The organism is Enterococcus sp. M190262 (assembly GCF_005843965.1).
Lineage (GTDB): Bacteria > Bacillota > Bacilli > Lactobacillales > Enterococcaceae > Enterococcus_D > Enterococcus_D gallinarum.
The window spans coordinates 2495084-2513602 of the sequence record NZ_CP040461.1; the positions used below are offsets into that span (position 1 = coordinate 2495084).

An 18519-nucleotide genomic window follows, 5' to 3' on the forward strand; every position below is an offset into this window, starting at 1 on the left:
AGGAAAAAGCAAAAGAGCGTAAAATGGCTCTTCTTGCGCTGGTGGAAGAAACCAAAGAGAAAATGAGATTAAAAAAATCTGCAAAAAACGGCAGTTTGATTAAAAATAGGATCGTTTTTAAAAAACTATCCCGAAAAATTTTCTAAGAAACCTCCGTAAAAAAAATACACTGTTATACTGTAATTAATTTAAAAAACCTTAATTATGGAAATAGTGGAGGCGGTAACATGAATAAGAAAGTATGCCTAGTTTTATGCTCATTCTTTTGCAGCTTGTTACTCGCAAGCTGTGGGCAAGAAAATCAAGCAATCAAAACGAGCGAACCTACGACAGCTACTGCGACCAAGCTCAGCTCCACAAATGCCGAGAATGTCGACTTGATGCTGATTCAAGAAGAAAGCAGTCAATTTCCGCAAAGCCAAGGTGTCTATGATCTGCAAGGAGAAGAATTGACCATCGTCAAACAATACTTGCCTATGACAGAAAGTAGCAGTGATGAAACGTTGAGTGGTTCGGCACTCAAAAAAAGAAATGAAACGATCCAAGCAGACTTTGAAAAAAATTTTGCTTCCGCGAATCTTCGCTTAAAAGATGATCCCTTTGAAATCTACGAGACAACCTTACATGGGGCTTCGTTTTCCATCGATGGAAAATATTTATTTTTACGAGCCCATGGGTTGGAATTAAAATTTCAGTATGATGAAGCAACCAATCGTGCCTACGATGAGAACAATGTGCGCTATGAAGTTCAAGTGGATCAGTGACAGATACTAATGAGAAATGCCTGAAAATCAGAACAGTATAAGAAGTTTAAGAGAAATAGATGCCACAAGAAAGTGACAAGTCGATTGAGACAACTTTCGATTGCGATGATGCCAAGAATTAAAACACATCATTAGGCAAGAAGAGAGGTTGTTTTTGATATGCTGTAACCATTGTAGGCATTTTTTAAGAAAATGTGAAAAAGACTGCAAATCCTGCAGGCTTTTTTTGTTCGCTTTAAAATCAGTGAAGCTTCCGATATAATAGCTCCGAGAAGGTGATCACGTGTATAAAGGAAAAATTGCTGTCCGAAAAATCGTTGAATTTATTTTGCGCCGTGGCGATATCGATAGTCGCAAAGTCAGTAACCATACTGCTCAAGAAGGCGCTCGTATCCATCGACGATTGCAAAAAGAAGCCGGCGATGCCTATCAAAAGGAAGTCTTCTTCAAAATAGAAAGCGAGATCGAAAAGGACAAGTTGACTATCGAAGGACGTGCAGACGGCTTATTCTATGACGAAGAGAAACAATGTTGGGTAATCGATGAGATCAAGACGTCAGAACCCTACTTTGAAGATCTTCCTGAGGATCAAATCGATTTATTTTTTGCTCAAGGGATGGTTTATGCTTATATTTACCTTCAAGAAGAAAAGTTGACGGAAATTGAAGTCCAACTAACCTATTACCAGACGACGGAGCAGCTGATCACCCGCGTCCGTCGCCATTTTACAGTGGAAGAACTTACTGAATTTTATACCCACTTGATCAATGAATATCATAAATGGCTGGTTTTTCAGGAAAATTGGCGCCGTGTTAGAAATACTTCACTACAACTGTTAAAATTTCCTTTCGAAACGTATCGAAAAGGGCAACGGGAATTGGCTGCTGCCGCTTATAAGACGTTAAAAAACGGCAAGCGATTGTTTGCTGAAGCGCCAACAGGTACTGGAAAAACCATATCGACTCTTTTTCCTGCACTAAAAGTATTAGGAGAAGGGGATGGCGATCGTTTGTTTTATTTGACGGCAAAAACGATCACTCGCCAAGTAGCTGAAGATGCTTTAATCAAGTTGGCGGATAACGGCAGTGAAACAAAAAGTGTGACCCTCACTGCCAAGGATAAGATTTGCTTTTTAGATGAACGGAATTGTACGCCGGAACATTGCCCATATGCGAATGGCTATTATAACCGAATCAATGAAGCGCTATGGGATCTGCTTCATCATGAAAATCAAATCACACGAGAAGTGATTGAAACGTATGGAAAAAAGCATACCGTCTGTCCCTTCGAACTTTCGCTGGATGTCAGTGTGTTTTGTGATGTCATTATTGGTGATTATAACTATCTGTTTGACCCGACTGTTTATCTCCGACGCTTTTTTGAGGAACCAGAAGAAGATTACTTTTTCTTGATTGATGAAGCCCATAATCTCGTCAATCGTTCAAAAGAGATGTATTCAGCAGAGATTCGTCGCAGCATGTTTAAAGATCTTAGAAAACAACTGCCAATGGATCAACAAAAGCTTCGTCGAGCATTGAATAAAGTGGAGAAAGAATTCTCTGCGATTGAAAAAATCGCTGAGACGGATCATTGGGAGTACCATCATCAAAAAGAACCCCATGAAACGATGAACAAGCAATTAGCAAAGCTAGCTGAGCTTATGAAAGAATGGCTGCCAGCTAACCCTGAACATACGGCTCAGGAAGCGGTGCTGCAAAGTTATTTTGAAGTGAATCACTTTTTGAAAATTGCTGAATTCTATGACGATCATTATGAAACAACAGTAGAGGTCACTCGATATGAGCTGACTCTTCGTCAATTTTGTATTGAACCGGCTCCTTTTCTACAGCAAGTGTTAGACAAAGGAAAAGCCAGCTTGTTGTTTTCAGCCAGTTTCACGCCTCTTGATTATTACCAGGAAGTGCTGGGAGGCGGAGAAAAAGCATTACGCTATCGACTGCCAAGTCCATTTGATCCTGCAAATCAAAAAATCCTGATCGCAAATTACATCCAGACGACTTACCGGCAACGGACAGCCAGTCTGCCAGCGATCGTAGATGCCCTTTATCGAATGGTTCACGCAAAGTCAGGCAATTATATGGTTTTCTTTCCTTCTTACCAGTATTTGGACGAAGTAGCAGAAGCATTTCATCACGCGTATCCGACTATTAAGATGCTCGTACAGAATACAGCTATGAATGAAACGGAACGAGAAAATTTTTTAGCGGAATTCAAATACGACACGGCGGACGCTGAAGAAAAAACTTCGTTGATAGGATTTTGCGTATTGGGCGGAATTTTTTCGGAAGGCATCGACTTGAAGGGAACTCGTCTGATCGGAACGGCGATTGTTGGTGTCGGATTGCCGCAAATCAATCACGAACAAGAACTGATTCGGGACTATTATGAAGAAAAAAAACATGCTGGTTTTGCCTATGCCTATCGGCTGCCTGGAATGAACAAAGTTCTGCAAGCAGCGGGACGTGTCATTCGTGATTCTACGGATCAAGGCGTGATCCTGTTGCTGGATCAGCGTTTTCATACAACGGCTTACCAGCAACTGTTTCCATTGCATTGGCAACACGCCCAAACCTGCTTTCGACCAGAGCAGCTTAGCAAAGCAATGGACCATTTCTGGCAAAAACAAAAAGTCTCTCAGCACCGATCGTAGACCGTACATGCGGTTTGCGATCGGTACAGAGAGAAGTCAACGATAATTTGTGAATTGTAAATCGATCGGTAATTCAAGCTTGCGCAGCAGCTGGATGACTTCTTGTAAATCGTCACGGCTTTTACCAGTGACACGAATCTGATTGTCTTGAATCTGCGTTTTAACTTTCAATTTTGCATTTTTGATGGCGGTCGTAATTTTTTTCGCCTGTTCTTTATCAATGCCGTTGATCAATTCTGCAGTCTGACGGGCTTTGGCGCCAAGTGCATGTTCAGTCTGTGAGAATTGGATATTTTTTGTCGGAACACTTCGTTTGATGAGTTTGCTGCTTAACACATCTTTGATTTGTTCAAGTTTGAATTCATCGTCTCCCACGATTGTTAATTTATTGCCATCCATTTTAATTTCAACTGTCGAACCTTTAAAGTCAAATCGATTCTTTAATTCTTTTTCTGCTAGTTGGATGGCATTTTTTACTTCTTCTGTATTGATTTCAGATACAACATCGAAACTTGCTTCTTTTGCCACAAAGATCATCCTTTCTATTTTTCTTTGATTTTACCATGAGTCAGAAAAAAGAGGGGAGAGAAACTAAATTTTTGCAAATAATAGTTTCAATTTTAGACACAAACTGCTATTCTTTGGAAGGAGATTTTTTGTGAAGGAGAAATGGCATTGTGAGTAAATTATGGACGAAACATCAGCAGTCGGAAAGACTGAAAAAAATCGGGGTTATTTTGTTGTCAGGATTGACCGCAGCGATCGCGTTGAATTTCTTTTTGATTCCTGCAAAAGTACTTTCTGCAGGGATGAATGGTGTTGCCCAGTTGATCGTAGCAGTCGGGTGGGAACAATTCGGCTTGCATCTTAGTACCGGTCTCTTTATTTTGCTTTTGAATGTGCCAATCTTTATTTTAGGCTTTATCAAACTAGGTAAAGCTTCCACTTGGATGAGTTTTATTAACGTTGTAGTGGTCTCTTTAATAACGATGATTTTGCCTCAAGGAGAAATCACAAACAATATCCTCGTGAATTCGTTGATTGGCGGCGTATTACTTGGTGTTGGAGTCGCTTATTCGTTAAAAATGGGTTTCACAACGGGAGGAATGGACATCCTCTCATTGATCTTATCAAAAACGACAGGTAAGACTGTCGGCAAATATATGTTTATGCTTAATGGCATCATTGTTATGCTGTCAGGGTTTATTTTCTCATGGGAGAGCGCCTTGTACACGATCATTTCCATTTTTGCTATGAGTTATGTGGTGGATATGCTTCATACAAGCCATCAAAAAGTTACGGCATTGATCATCACCACCAAAGCGGAATCTGTCGGCAAGAATATTTCAAAACATGTGTTTCGCGGTATGACATTGTTGCCATCTGTAGGAGGGTATTCTGGTGTTCCTGGAAATATGATTATGATGGTAGTTACTCGTTATGAAATCTATGATTTGGAACAAGCTGTTTTAGAAGCGGATGAGAATGCATTTATCAACTTTGTTCCGACTCAATCGATCACAGGACGTTTTGCAACAGACGATGAACAGCGTACATTCAAAACAACCGGAGTCTTTCCAGAATTGAAAGTTAACAAAAAGAATCGTCCCTAAGGAAAACGAAAGCGAAAGTGCCATTTACAAAGGGATTAAAACAAGTTATGATTTGAACAGATCATCAAAGGAGGTTTCGACTATGCCTTATACTGAAGCAGAAAGCGAAGCAATCAAAGAACGTGTCTTAGCAGCGTTAGAAACAGTTATTGACCCAGAATTAGGGATTGACATTGTCAATCTTGGTTTAATATATGAAATCGAATTTGACGGGGAAACAGGCGATACAGTTATTAAAATGACATTGACCACTATGGGTTGCCCATTAGCCGACGTTTTGACCGAACAAATTCATGAAGCATTAAGCGACATTCCAGAAGTCAAAAATCCAGAAGTAAAATTAGTCTGGTATCCCGCTTGGACGACCGATAAAATGAGCCGTTATGCACGGATTGCTTTGGGGATTCGCTAGGGATTCGTGTTGATTTAACAGCGTTTCTCACTCATTTAGTATGTAGTCTAAGCCGATTTTTCGGACTTCGGATACCAGATAAAATGAGGGTATTTTCGATACGGATACCATACCTAATGAGGAAACAAATTCTGAACTCTTTTATTAACTTTTAGAAAAAGTTGATAAGGGAGTTTTTGTTTTGCAAAATTTCAGGTTAGAGGAACTACTAGAAGAAATGTTATTCAATGAAAAATCCAGAGGAATCTCACAAAAGACGATAAAGAAGCATCAGAAGTTTTTGAAACTGTTTTTTGAATTTTTGAAAAAAGAGCAGATATACTTTATTGAAGACGTGACACCAAAAAGCATTCGGCAATTCATGTTGATGAAATTAGAAGAGGGATGTGCTGAAACATATGTGAATAGCCATCTAAGAAGCATCAGAGCGTATTTTAAGTATTGTGTAGATGAAGATTATGTCCGCTACGATAGAAACCCCTGTATGCGTGTTAAGTGGGTCAAAGAGCGAAAGGTAGTTATTCAGACATTTAATGATATGGAAATTAAAGAAATGCTGTCAGTTTCTAAAAAATCAACTTTTTTCAAACCTCAGAAAATGGATAAGCAACACACTGGCTATCAAACAAAATTCACAAATCAAAGGGATTATTTGCTCTTACTAATTCTTATAGATACAGGACTAAGGATTAATGAGATAATGAACTTAAAAGATGTTCACATTACTAATAAAGAGTTATTTGTTGAAAATGCTAAAGGAAAGAAAGATAGGATTGTTCATTGCTCACCTTTGATTTATAAAGAGTATATAAAATACAAGCGAGTAGCAAATTCCTTTTTTGAATATAATGAAATAGAGAATATAGACAATTATGTATTTTTAACAAGAGAAGGCAAACAATACAACTATATTTTAGCTGAACGAGCAATCATAAAAATTGGGAATCAATGCAAGATTAGAAAATCTATTAGGGTAAGTCCACACAGTTTTCGACATTATTTTGCTCAAAAATTGGTTCGGAATGGTACTGATATCTATAGAATTCAGAAACTTCTAGGACATGCTTCAATAAAAACAACGGAAGTTTATTTAAGAAGTTTAAATATTGAGGATGAAATCAGTAAAGCTGTGGACTATTCACCATTGCAGACGATTTAAATATATTATTAATCGGTTTAATATCAACTTATAGAAATCTAAAGTAAATGTTGAATAAAATTATGAAAAATTTAAATTCAAATTTTATATAGGACACACAACATGGCTAAAACATGGTCTTGCGGAGAGGTTGTAAGTAACGAACGTGCTAAAGGAACTGGTGGATGTTTTTTCGTTCGTGGAGATTTGATTTTGAAATGGGAGGGTTACTACGATTTGCACTATAAATGATTAAACATTAAACAGTTAATATTTCATTGAGAAGAAAATTAGAACAATTACTAAAATGATAAGTTTGTCGTAATCATGTTATGTTAAAAAAGAATTTAGTAAAAAATAATCATCTATATTAATATGATATATATTAGGAAATAATTATGTCTAAGGAGAATATTTAATGTTACTAACATACGATGAATTAAACTTAATGACTGATTATCTTAATAGTAATGACAAAACCATTATTCAAGATTATGTCTCTGCTGAAGAGTTTAACTATACTAATCCAGTTCTGATAGTTATTGACCCAATCCTTTCTCAATTTAGAAAATATGATGTTATCAAGAAAAATAATTTGGATTATTTCAGAGATAATTTTTCGGATAGCATTAATACCTTACAGCAAATTGTAGATATCTATGAACAAGAAGGATATGAAGGGTTAGTTCCAATAATAAATTATTCAGCTGAAATTAGAATAACCACTATCTATCAAACCTGTAAGGCATTTATTAATTATAGAAATACCCATGGATTTAAAAATGATTTAGAAGCGATGAAAGATTGGGCTATTCATGCAGAACAAGGGGATTCAATTAATTCAGTTAAAGGAATTGGCATTGCTACTTTTCAATATCTTCAAATGCTCCTCGGGGTCGATACAGTTAAACCAGATGTCCATATCATCAATTTTTTTGAGGAACAAATTGGAAAGAAATTTAATGAAAAAAGAGCTATATTAGCATTTACAGAGTTAGCTAATCATATGAATGTGAAATTAGTTAATTTAGACCATGCTATTTGGCTTTATAAAAGGAAATATGGAAAAACATTCAATAATGTAAGCAAGGTGAAGCTGCTAATCAATGACTTAAACCAAAGAGAACTAAAAGAAGTTCAAAAATATATTGATTCTAAATTAGAAACAATATGACTTAAAAATAGGAAAATTGAGACTCGAGAAAAGAATATAGAATGGTTTAAGTTTAATACACAGTGACTTTTTTATATCTTACAAATTTGTTAGAGGATAATTCTGCTGATTTATACCAAGCATACATGGAAGATAACGGAGCATACTTCAATGACTTGAAAGCACAATATCTAACTCAAAAAGATGTTGACTTTGCTCGTAAAGTATTGGAAACTGCAAAAGGGAATAACCAATTCAAAAAAGATGAAGATGTAGAAGGAACTGAAACTACTGAAACAGTAGTTCCTGATGAAAAACCTGTAAAAGAAAACACTGCAGTAGCTGATGAATCAGCTATCCCTGCTGAAGATTTACTAGGTTTAGGCGATTTAGAGATTTAATAATAAGTATTAGAGAGAGTCTATTAAATAAATACTACTTAGTAATTACTAAGTAGTATTTTTCATATTTACAAAATTAACATTATGATGCTTATGTTTTTTGTAACAAACTATATAATGTATCATGGATGGGTTAAACTATTTATATTTCTTTCATTATTAGAAATTATATATAGAACATTTTGGTTTATTTACTTTGAAACTTAAGAGATACAAGAATAATTATTCTTGTATTCCTTTTCTATAGTCCTCAATTGGAAACCACTATTAAAGAAAGTTCTCAAAAACGTATTGGAAAATTTACTTAAACTTTACAAGATGCGGGACGTGCAACTTTATTATCATATGTTGCATCCATTAACTGATTCTACTGGTCATGATGTTGAAATAAACAACAGAGATAATCAAAACGTAGAGAAAGAAAAAATAAGATGACTTCTGAAAAAGTCATTTTTTTGTAGGAATAGGTAGTTAAAGTTTTTATAAAATTTATATACTAGAGCTTCAAAAATAATATATTGAAAACTTTTTAACCAGAATATTTTTTAATGATTTAGTATTATTTTGAAACATTTTCACAATTAAATGATACAATTATATAAGTAGTTATTTGAAGATGTGAGGACTGATTGAAATATTTAATAATAAATTGAGCCAAAGAGAACATCAAGCGGTTTATATTTTAGATGTTTTGGAATTGGATATTCAAACAAAAGAGATTATTAAAAGTTCTATAAATGAGATATCCAGAGGAGCTAAACGTGGGAAAAAGGAACTTATGTCAATAGTTATAAAAGACTTGTTAAACTTTCTTGAAAGACAAGATGAGAATAAAGTCAAAGGGACTGTTGCAGAATTTTTTATTCATCTTTTTCTAAGAAGCCAAGATTTTGAACAACATTGTTGTTTTATGAACTTAGAAGAAAACTCAATGAAAAAAGGATTCGATGGATTGTATACTCGTGAGGGTGAAACTTGGATTATGGAGAGTAAGTCAACTGCTTATAAAACATCATCTGGAAAACACAATCAGAATTTAAGTAAAGCATATCAAGGCTTAAAAAAATCAATGAGAAGAAGCGGAAATAGTGGCAATAATTCTTGGTCTAATGCCTTGAATCATACATATATTGCATCAAATGAATCTGATACTACTGATAGTTTAAGGGATAAATTACTATCAGCATCAAATAAATATGTGAACAATGTTGAGTTAGATTTGGGAGAATATAATATTATTCCTTGTTCAACAATTTTTATCGAAGATTATTCAGGTGAAATTTACGAATCTAGTCATGACGAAATATTTCAATCTGTTAATAAACATGTGTGTAATAAAGAGGTAGTTTTATGTGTAATGAACAGAAGTGTTAACATTTTTATAGAATGTTTAGAAGAATTGTTATGTGAATTGGATGGAGATGCAAATGAAAAGCAATGAGCAAACTGAGTTTACAAAAATAGTAAAGGAAAATGAACTTATAAATGAAATTATAGTAAAAAAACTCTCGTTACCGAATTATGAATTGTCAGATAACGAGAAGGAATTCATTTTAATAATAGCCAGTATCTTTCTTAGGGAGTATGAAAAAGTACCTTCTAAATCATCGTATAAAGATTTTGCATATTTCTTAATTTTAAAATATACAGAAAAAACTTTGGATTACAGACCTCTTTACGATTTTACTATTAATTCTGGATTCTATCCAGTTGCTAGAAAAATTATGGAATTAAATTTATTAAAAGATACAAATTTTTTTGATGTTATTTCAAATGCATCATTGGCATTATTTGAGAGTAATGGCATGGTTCGAACACATGAGCAAAGTCATATTAATGAAACAATACTAGAAGATAAAAATCAATTTTTTTCATTTGTAGCTCCTACGTCTTTTGGAAAAAGTGAAATTATTAGCGAACATATTAAAAAAAATAAATTCCTAAATAAAATAGCAGTAATTGTACCAACAAAATCGTTGCTTAATCAAACGTATCTAATGTTAAAAAAAGAAATATTAGATAGACGAATTATCATTCATGATGAAATGTATAATGGAGAAAGTCAATTCATTGCGGTTGTTACACAAGAAAGGGCTCTAAGATTAATGGAAAAAAACAAAATATATTTTGATGCGATGTATATTGATGAAGCACACAATATTTTAGATTTCAATAAAAGTAAACGTTCGGTATCATTAGCTAGGCTTATAAAAATGAACTTAGTTAAATCTGAAAAATCTAAAATCGCTTACTTTTCTCCAATGATTTATGATTCGAAAAATTTAAGAGTAAAGGGACAAAGTGACATTGTTGAGTATAAAATTTATAATAATGTCAAAGAATTAGATATATTTGAATATAAAAAAAATAAAAGTATATATTATTATAATAGATATTTTAACAAAGAAGTAAAAATTGATAGTTCAAAGAACTATTTTGAGTATATTAACAAAACGAGTAAAGAAAAAAATTTCTACTATCATTTTAGACCAGTAAAGGTAGAAGAGTTTTCGAGAGAGTTAAGTGAGAATATTGAGGCTAATTTAGAGAGTGACTCTGAAATAATTATATTGAAAGAAGAACTAGCACAATTAATTCATGAAGATTATCTGCAGATTAAGTTACTTGATAAAGGTATAGTATTCTTACATGGATTAATCCCAGATGGAATAAAAGATTATTTAGAATATTGTTTCAAACGAATTAAAAATCTAAAGCATCTAGTTGCTAATTCAGTTATATTAGAAGGCATGAATATGCCTATAGATAATCTATATGTTTTCAACGGTAGGCTTTTGACACAAAGTAAACTTTTAAATTTAATAGGTAGGGTAAATAGACTAAACATGATTTTTGGAGCATCTAAAAATGAATTAGGTAGATTACTAGCTCCAGTCCATTTTGTGAACAGTGAGAAGTATAATTCAAAAAATGGAAATTTACATGAAAAAGTTAAGATGTTAAGAAAAGATGTAACACACGATGGAATTTTCAACCCTTTGTTAGAGGAATTTGATATCAATAAAAATACAAATAGTGAAGTGAAAAAAACAGAAATTGAAGAAGTTATTAAGGATGAAGAGTTATTGTTAAAAGAATTTGAAGCCGGTAATAATATGAGCTTATTCATAAGATTATTAGTTCAGAATAATTTGAAATCTGATTTTATGTATTCTGACGATGAGCTAACATTTATTGGTGAAAAATTAAATAAGATTAAAGTTAATGACTCAATTGAAGCAATTGAATTTCTACAATTAGGAATATTGGAAAAAATATATTATTTATTTTTTTCTAGTTTGGAAATAGATAACACAAAAAAACGCAACTTTGAATTGATGAGGCTAAAGGAAAAAGAGACTATAAATTTCTACGAAAAATATTGTGAAATAAAGGTGAATAACTCATTTAATAATAGAATTAAGATGATGAAAAGATACCTAATTAATCAAAGGAAAGAGGGGAATTTTTATTTCTACATTGGAAGTGCTTTTGGTGAAATTGAAAGAGAGAGTGAAGAGTATAAAAACTATTTAAGTAAAGTATATATTGATTTATCTATGAAAAACGATGTTGAAATAACCAACTATGCAGTTATAAAGCTTTCATTAGAAGATAAATTTATAAGTTATTATTTACAAAGACTGTTAATGATTATGGTTGATTTAACTCTTGTTACTGAAAAGGAATACAATGAATTTATGTATGGTACTGTTGATGAAAAAGTAGTTTTACTTCATAAAGCAGGACTGTCCCCACAAATAATTTTAAAATTAAAAGAAGATAAACAATTGAAAAATATCTATTTTGACAAGAATGGAAATCTAAAAGCTAATAATGATTTAAATAATTTTATTGTTACTCAATCGGGATACTACCGATTTGAACTTGAAAAATATTTTTAAATAAGTTTTTATGTTCTACAAATTTGTCCTCCTTTATTAATGATGCTATAAAGGTCCTTATAAGGGATACTTTTGTAACTTCTATCCATCATAAATCCTATTCTATCAATGGCTAGGATTGTGATTTAGTAAAGATGGATAGATTTATATTATCAGAGATAGAAAGTATCCATGAATCATTCATTATGGAGGGAGGAAAATGACACAAAAAATGATTAATGTAAAACCAATTAAAGATAAAGAGGTATTGAAAAGTTTCTCGAATGAATTATTAAAAAATAAACATGGGCAAAGAGATTATACGATTTTTGTGTTTGGTGTTTTTACAGGATTAAGAATCTCGGATATACTCACTCTAAAAGTTAATGACGTGAAAGGAAAGCTCAAGATAGAAACCTATAAAATTCAGAATTAAATGATATATTTTTTAGCCGAACTATTTTCCGATTTTTATAGTAACAAAGACTTCACAGAGAGGTTCTTTCTTTTAGATTATAAATGGAAGTCTTTGCTATTATTCATCTATTTTTATATTCGTATGGATTACCTTTTTACTATATATTATGTATATGGAAAAAGAGAAAGTTTTAAAAGTTATTTTAAATAAATAGTATGTACCAAATAAACGAAACTAAAAGAATTTCGTTTATTTGGTATTTTTGATTTTAAATTTTTTTATAAGAAATCTAAGTATATTGAAGGGGAAGTTTCTAAAGTAAATCATTCAATTCCTCTAATAATTCATCCCGTATAATAGTAATTTTCGATTCGTAAAAGTCTTTTCTCTTTAGAAATTGATTACTGTAACTATATTCATACAATGTATTCAATATCTTTTTTCGAGACGTTCCGACAGTAATACCTATTTCGCTGAGTTTAGGGTATTCCATGTTGAACTCATTTAATCTAGCAATCTCTTCAATTTTTTTCTGTTCTTTTCTCTCTTTTTCCTCTTGTTTCCTTTCAATAAGCAATTTATTAAAAAGTTCTTTTCTTTGAGCCAACTCATCTTCAGTAATAATAAATTTGGGAACAAAAGGTTCAATAAATTCATCCACTTTGTTTAATAACTCTTTAGCATCACTTTGGGCTAAAAATGCACGATTTTTACAAACTCTCATCCATTCTAACGTAGGCTCATTATTTTTCACATACCAATTTTCAGCATCTGGATAAAGATATCCCTTGTACCCAGAAACTCCATAGGTACCTTTAGTTTCTTTAATGATAAGTGCGTGTAATATTAAGTGTTCAAATAAGTCACAGTAAGTCAAACGTTCTTTTTTCTGAGATTCAAAAGGGTACTTATATCTTTTTATGACGGGTAGTTTAGACATATTTGAATATTTGTTTTCGTCTATATGATGACAATATAAGCCGTCAGATGTTTTGCTGTATTTCCCTTTAGTTATTGACTTAATCTCTCCTTTTAAAAACCTTTCATACGAACTTTCTCTGAAATAATCATCAGAAACTGCTCCGTGCTTATTTAAGAGGTGTTGAGTAGCCTCTTCGTAAGATAATGTTAATAGAAACTCGTAATTTAATCTTTTTGTAGAACTAACTTCAGGTGTAATCATTTACAGAATGCCTCCCCAATTATGAAATTGATATTATCTATTTTATCACTTGAACAGCAGTTCTTTACCAAATGAATTTAATGAAAATAATAAATGGATAGACTTTTTTCTTTACAACAATGAGCATGCAACAAATTTTATTGAAGAAAGTAAAAAGACTCAACTAAATATCGTCGATGACAGATTTCAAACGAGAATATTTAAAAATGTTGGTATATCAGTATTTCATAGCCATTACATTTTACATCTAATACACAAAACATCTCTCAGATAAAACCTAAGGGATAATTCCCCATAAAAATTTCTTTCATGAATCTGAGAGGTGTTTTTTCAAAAATAGACGTAAAAATTGTTGATGTTACAATAATATTGTATTCCTGTCAACAAGTATAAAACCATTGATAATACTGTCTTTTTGTAAGGTCTTTTTTTAAATGATTTTTATCATGAAATTCGAGATAAAATAAATCATCATTTTTGATTACAGAATTTAGATTAGTTTCTATGATTCATTTGCACCAATTTTTGTGGTGCTTGGAAAAGAGAAGGAGTTGTTGCTAATATTTTCATGATTGTAGGGTGTAGTTTTTTTGAAACCTATCATTTTAGCAGAGAACTGAATATTTTGAATGATACTTTTTCTTTTATAAGAATATAAAAATTATCTTATTAAACGGACTATTAAAAATGGACAGTAGTAAAAATTATAGTGTGTTTGTTTTGAAGCTTAATTATAAGCTATAATATTATTAAAAATTAGATATGGAAGAAGTGAAAGAAGTGGTTTATGGTTTTTTTGTGGTGGGTATAATAATTATTATTCTCTTGGTTTTTTATCAAAAGATTTTTCAAATGCTCAAAAGTAAGACCAATACAGTAATCAATAAATTAAAAAACATTTGGATTAGAACACTTAATCGATTAAGCGTGTTGTTACGTATAGGTTCAAATAAAATTGAGAATAGATTAGATGATAGTAGTTTTATTCAAGATAGTCTGTCACCCAAACTTCTGACAGATGAAGAATTAAATAGGATAAATCCATATATTAAAAGAGTAGTTGATGGGGTCAGAAATCCAGACATTACTAATATCGCATTAATGGGAAGTTATGGTTCAGGAAAGAGTACGATAATAAAGAATTTTGAATTTCTTTATCCTAATTATAAAGTTTTGAATTTATCATTGGGTTCCTATTCTAAACAAGAATTGGAAAATCAAGAGGCGAATGCAGAGGGAACTGATAATATTGATGATTTGAATGAAAAATTAGAAAATAGTTTGGTAAAACAAATGATTTATAGAGAAAAAAATTCTAAGTTACCATATTCACGTTTCAAAAAAATCAATCATATTTCGAGTAGAAAAAAGATTTTATTATACTTCCTTTTTTTGTCATCACTAATAAGTTTTTTTTATTTAAAAGATTACCTAAATTTAAAAAAAATAGTTTTGAGTAATTTCGAAGGAATCGCCAGTAACACTGAGTCTCTTGATTTGATTTTGTATTGCATCCTAATAGTCAGCATTAGTATTTTATTTTTTCAAATCTTTCAGACAGTTTTGAAACAATTCAAACTTTCAAAACTAAACTTTGCTAATGTTTCAATTGAAGAGGACAAAAATAATTTTTCTTATTTTAACAAATATATAGATGAGATTTTATATTATTTTGAAACGAATAAGTTCGATGTGGTGGTTATAGAAGATGTTGACAGATTTAAAAGTATTCGAGTATTCGAGCATCTAAAGGAACTTAATCTACTTCTAAACAATTCAAAACAAATCAGTCGGGAAATTACATTTATATATGCTGTGAAAGAGGATATATTTTCAAATTCAAAAGAAGATATTGAGGAACATGAATCAGAAATTAGAACGAAATTTTTTGAACTGATTATTCCGATAATACCAGTCGTAGATACGTTTAATTCAAGAGAATATCTAGTACCTATGATGAAAGAGAAGTCAGTGACGAATTTAGATGGAAACTTCGAGAACTTTTTGAAAGACATCTCCTTATATATTTCAGATTTGAGGTTGTTGACAAATGTCGTTAATGAGTTTTTTACTTATTTAGATATACATGGAAGTTTATCTAGAAGCATGAACAAAGAAGCTTTATTTTCAATAATAGCGTTAAAAAATCTAGTCCCTTCTGCGTTTACAGAATTACAAAAGTCACAAGGTTTTATTTATGAAATAATCGTTCAGGGTAAATTTGATTGTGAATTAATTAAAGAAGTAAATGAAGAGTTAACAATAATTGAAGCTGAATTTAAAAAAATCGAGGAACAAATAAATGTAGATAAGTTAACTGAAATAAAGAAGTTCTTATTTGACCAAGGAATATCGATAGATGATAAGATATTACTTAATGGAAACTATAAGCAACTAACTGAATTTAATATAACAACTATTGATGATATTTTAGAAAATAATGAAGAAAAAATTCAATTCCATTTGTGGAATCGTGGAACGAACGAAATTTTAAAATCTAGTTTTAAGCAGATATTGAAAGAAAAAGATTCAATTTTAAAAGCAAGAATGGAAAAACAACAGGAAGAGTATGATTTAAAGAGAAATGAGTTAAATACTTTCATCAGGTCATCTTTGAAACAAAAAATACAAAAGTATCCTGAGTTAGTAAAATTAATATATGCAGAAATGACAAAAGAAAAATACGACAATAAAGATAAGGATTTTATTCTGTATATTTTATCTAATGGTTATTTAGCCGAAGACTACTCATCGTATTTATCCATTTTTTATGAAAAAAGCATGACTATTGATGATAAAAATCTATTAGTTAAATTGAAATCTAATCAAAACGTTGAATTTAATGAAAAACTTGATAATCCAGAAGGATTTGTTAGTGAACTTTTACCACAAGATTTTGAAAAGCAGGGAATACTTAACATCAATATTTTGAAGTACCTATTTTCTAATAACTTTAAAGATAAACATAAGATTCGTGAAGCAGTTTTAGAGAAAATCTTTATTCAAGAAGAAGATATATATTTAGAAAATTTGAAAATAATTTTAGCTGAAGATAAATTGAATATCGCTAATTTAGTTTTTGAATTATTAAGAAAATATACGAATGATTTTATAGAAAAATGCAATGCTTCAGAAAAGAACCGATTGATTGACTTGATTTTTTATGTTTGTTTAGGAGACATAACTCTATATTATGGTGAAGATAATAGAAAGAATCTATTGTTACAGGTATTAAGTAAGTATAAGCCAGTTTATGAAGGTAATGAAGATGTAGCTGACTATAAATTCTTAATAAGTGAAAACATTTTAAATAGACCTAATTTCTTTATAGAAATTGAAGAGTTTGTAGAGTCTAATACCATTATGGAAGTTTTATCTGAACATAATAAAGGGGAATTTGATTATGCGAAAATCTATTTTGATGATATAGAATTAGATAACTTGTCTGAAGAACAATATGATAAATTTATTCAATGTGAATTGTATAGATATGATAAAAATATGTTTTCTAAAATTTTAAACTACAAAAATTCAGATGAATTAAAAGCGGTCTCTTACGCAAATATATTAAATTCTAAGATAGATAATTTAATCAGAAATACGAATACAAACTTAGAGTATTTTGTAGATGAAATTCTATTTTCATTAGACGAATTATTTGAAACCGAGGAAAGTTTTTTAAGTCTATTAAATTCCCAAAAACTTAATAAACTAGATATTAAGACAAACCTAATAGATAAATCAAATGTTACAATAGAAAAAATTAAACAAGTAACGGATTCTTCGCTTTGGGCAACATTATTAGAGAAGAGAAAATGTAGTATCACATGGGAAAATATAGAAGACTATTATGAAAATGTAGAAATTGATTTATCTGTTATGAACTCAATATTCACTAATCAGAATGAAGTGATTTCTCTAAAAAAACAATATGATAAATCTGATTCAAAAGATAAATTAAAAGTATTGCTTAAAAGGATGGTTGATAATAAAGCGATAGATATTACAGAGGATAATATTGAACTACTAGAGATTACAACATATGATGCAGGCAATCTTTCAAGTCAAAGCACTCATATTTTAGCTAGAAATAATTTAATTGATTTTAATATAGAAAATGTTAGTAAGTTTAAGGAAGATGGTGTTATTGTCGAGGTAGTACTTAATCATCCTAATGACTTTCTAGAAAATTATTCTGAGATTGATTTACCAGAAGAAGAAATTTTTTCTCTTATAAAGAATTGGAAACTTGAATCAATTAAAGAGTTGCTAGATACTATTGTTAATGAGGAATCAGATGAGTTTTTCGAAAATAGTAAATTAGTGGAATTACTATTAGAAAGAGGTATTTCTTCTGATGATACACTATTTGTAAAATTGCTTGAGAATATGAATGTTGAATACTTAAATGAAAATTTTATCTTTAACTTAAAAAAGAGGACAATAAGTAAATCAACAATTGAACTAATGCTAAACTTATTCTTAGAGAATGATATTACTGATTTTTCAATAGAAGAATATGATTGTATATTTGACAATTTGTCAAATACGGAACTATTCGTTGGTTTAGTCAATAATCTTTTCAAAAATAAAAAGTTGAATGAGATTTCTATAAAAAATGTAACATATTGGCTGGGAACACAAAATAAACCAATCTCTGAATTGTATATTGATGAAAACGGAAAAAATAAAGTGGTTGAAATAGAAAATACGCCTCAAAATGTTGAGCTACTGAATAATTTAAAGAGCATTGGCATAGTATCTACTTTTAACGTAAAAGGAGACCCCAATATAAAGGTGAACATGCGAAGAAAAATGCCTAATGAGCTAAAAACAGAGTTGTTATGACACCGGTTTTATATTGAATAATTGACCCCCAAAA

12 protein-coding genes and 1 pseudogene are annotated in these 18519 nt (G+C 31.0%); 11 read left to right on the forward strand and 2 right to left on the reverse strand.

The window, feature by feature from the left end; genetic code table 11:
• The first annotated feature begins 227 nt into the window (after positions 1-227).
• Together FE005_RS11705 and FE005_RS11710 are read left to right on the forward strand one after the other, a co-directional pair.
• Positions 228-764 (forward strand): hypothetical protein, encoded by a 537-nt coding sequence (locus tag FE005_RS11705; protein ID WP_003127290.1) that lies wholly within the window; start codon positions 228-230, stop codon positions 762-764.
• Between the two features lie 283 nt (positions 765-1047).
• Entirely contained in the window at positions 1048-3435 is a 2388-nt protein-coding gene (locus tag FE005_RS11710) for an ATP-dependent DNA helicase (protein WP_138371826.1), read from the forward strand.
• Positions 3436-3471: 36 nt separating this feature from the next.
• Here FE005_RS11710 and FE005_RS11715 read toward each other — a convergent pair whose 3' ends face one another.
• Positions 3472-3963, reverse strand: coding sequence for a YajQ family cyclic di-GMP-binding protein (locus tag FE005_RS11715; protein ID WP_003127292.1), 492 nt, complete (start codon positions 3961-3963; stop codon positions 3472-3474).
• A 149-nt stretch (positions 3964-4112) separates the two neighbouring features.
• On the opposite strand from FE005_RS11715, the gene FE005_RS11720 reads away from it, so the two are divergent.
• The 8 genes and pseudogenes from FE005_RS11720 to FE005_RS11755 form a co-directional block, all read left to right on the forward strand.
• Positions 4113-5048 (forward strand): YitT family protein, encoded by a 936-nt coding sequence (locus FE005_RS11720; RefSeq protein WP_003127293.1) that lies wholly within the window; start codon positions 4113-4115, stop codon positions 5046-5048.
• Between the two features lie 82 nt (positions 5049-5130).
• A complete protein-coding gene (locus FE005_RS11725; RefSeq protein ID WP_005472593.1) occupies positions 5131-5460 on the forward strand; it encodes a metal-sulfur cluster assembly factor in 330 nt (109 codons plus the stop codon).
• Between the two features lie 181 nt (positions 5461-5641).
• On the forward strand, positions 5642-6619 hold the full coding sequence (locus FE005_RS11730; protein WP_138371827.1) for a tyrosine-type recombinase/integrase: 978 nt from the start codon (positions 5642-5644) through the stop codon (positions 6617-6619).
• Positions 6620-7016: 397 nt separating this feature from the next.
• Entirely contained in the window at positions 7017-7772 is a 756-nt protein-coding gene (locus FE005_RS11735) for a hypothetical protein (RefSeq protein ID WP_138371828.1), read from the forward strand.
• A 62-nt stretch (positions 7773-7834) separates the two neighbouring features.
• Positions 7835-8152, forward strand: coding sequence for a hypothetical protein (locus tag FE005_RS11740; protein WP_254696982.1), 318 nt, complete (start codon positions 7835-7837; stop codon positions 8150-8152).
• A gap of 697 nt (positions 8153-8849) precedes the next feature.
• Positions 8850-9593 carry a hypothetical protein gene (locus FE005_RS11745; RefSeq protein ID WP_175413545.1) on the forward strand — a complete coding sequence of 248 codons (744 nt, stop codon included), beginning with the start codon at positions 8850-8852 and terminating at the stop codon, positions 9591-9593.
• Entirely contained in the window at positions 9580-12057 is a 2478-nt protein-coding gene (locus tag FE005_RS11750) for a DEAD/DEAH box helicase (protein WP_175413546.1), read from the forward strand. The genes FE005_RS11745 and FE005_RS11750 overlap by 14 nt, the downstream gene beginning before the upstream one ends.
• Before the next feature lie 199 nt (positions 12058-12256).
• Positions 12257-12445, forward strand: a pseudogene (locus tag FE005_RS11755) (hypothetical protein); the annotation flags it as partial.
• Positions 12446-12767: 322 nt separating this feature from the next.
• Here the strand turns inward: FE005_RS11755 and FE005_RS11760 are convergent.
• Positions 12768-13637: a hypothetical protein gene (locus tag FE005_RS11760; RefSeq protein WP_138371831.1), complete on the reverse strand. Its 870-nt coding sequence runs from the start codon at positions 13635-13637 to the stop codon at positions 12768-12770.
• Between the two features lie 762 nt (positions 13638-14399).
• On the opposite strand from FE005_RS11760, the gene FE005_RS17030 reads away from it, so the two are divergent.
• Positions 14400-18485, forward strand: coding sequence for a hypothetical protein (locus tag FE005_RS17030; protein ID WP_254696983.1), 4086 nt, complete (start codon positions 14400-14402; stop codon positions 18483-18485).
• The last annotated feature ends 34 nt before the right edge of the window (positions 18486-18519 follow it).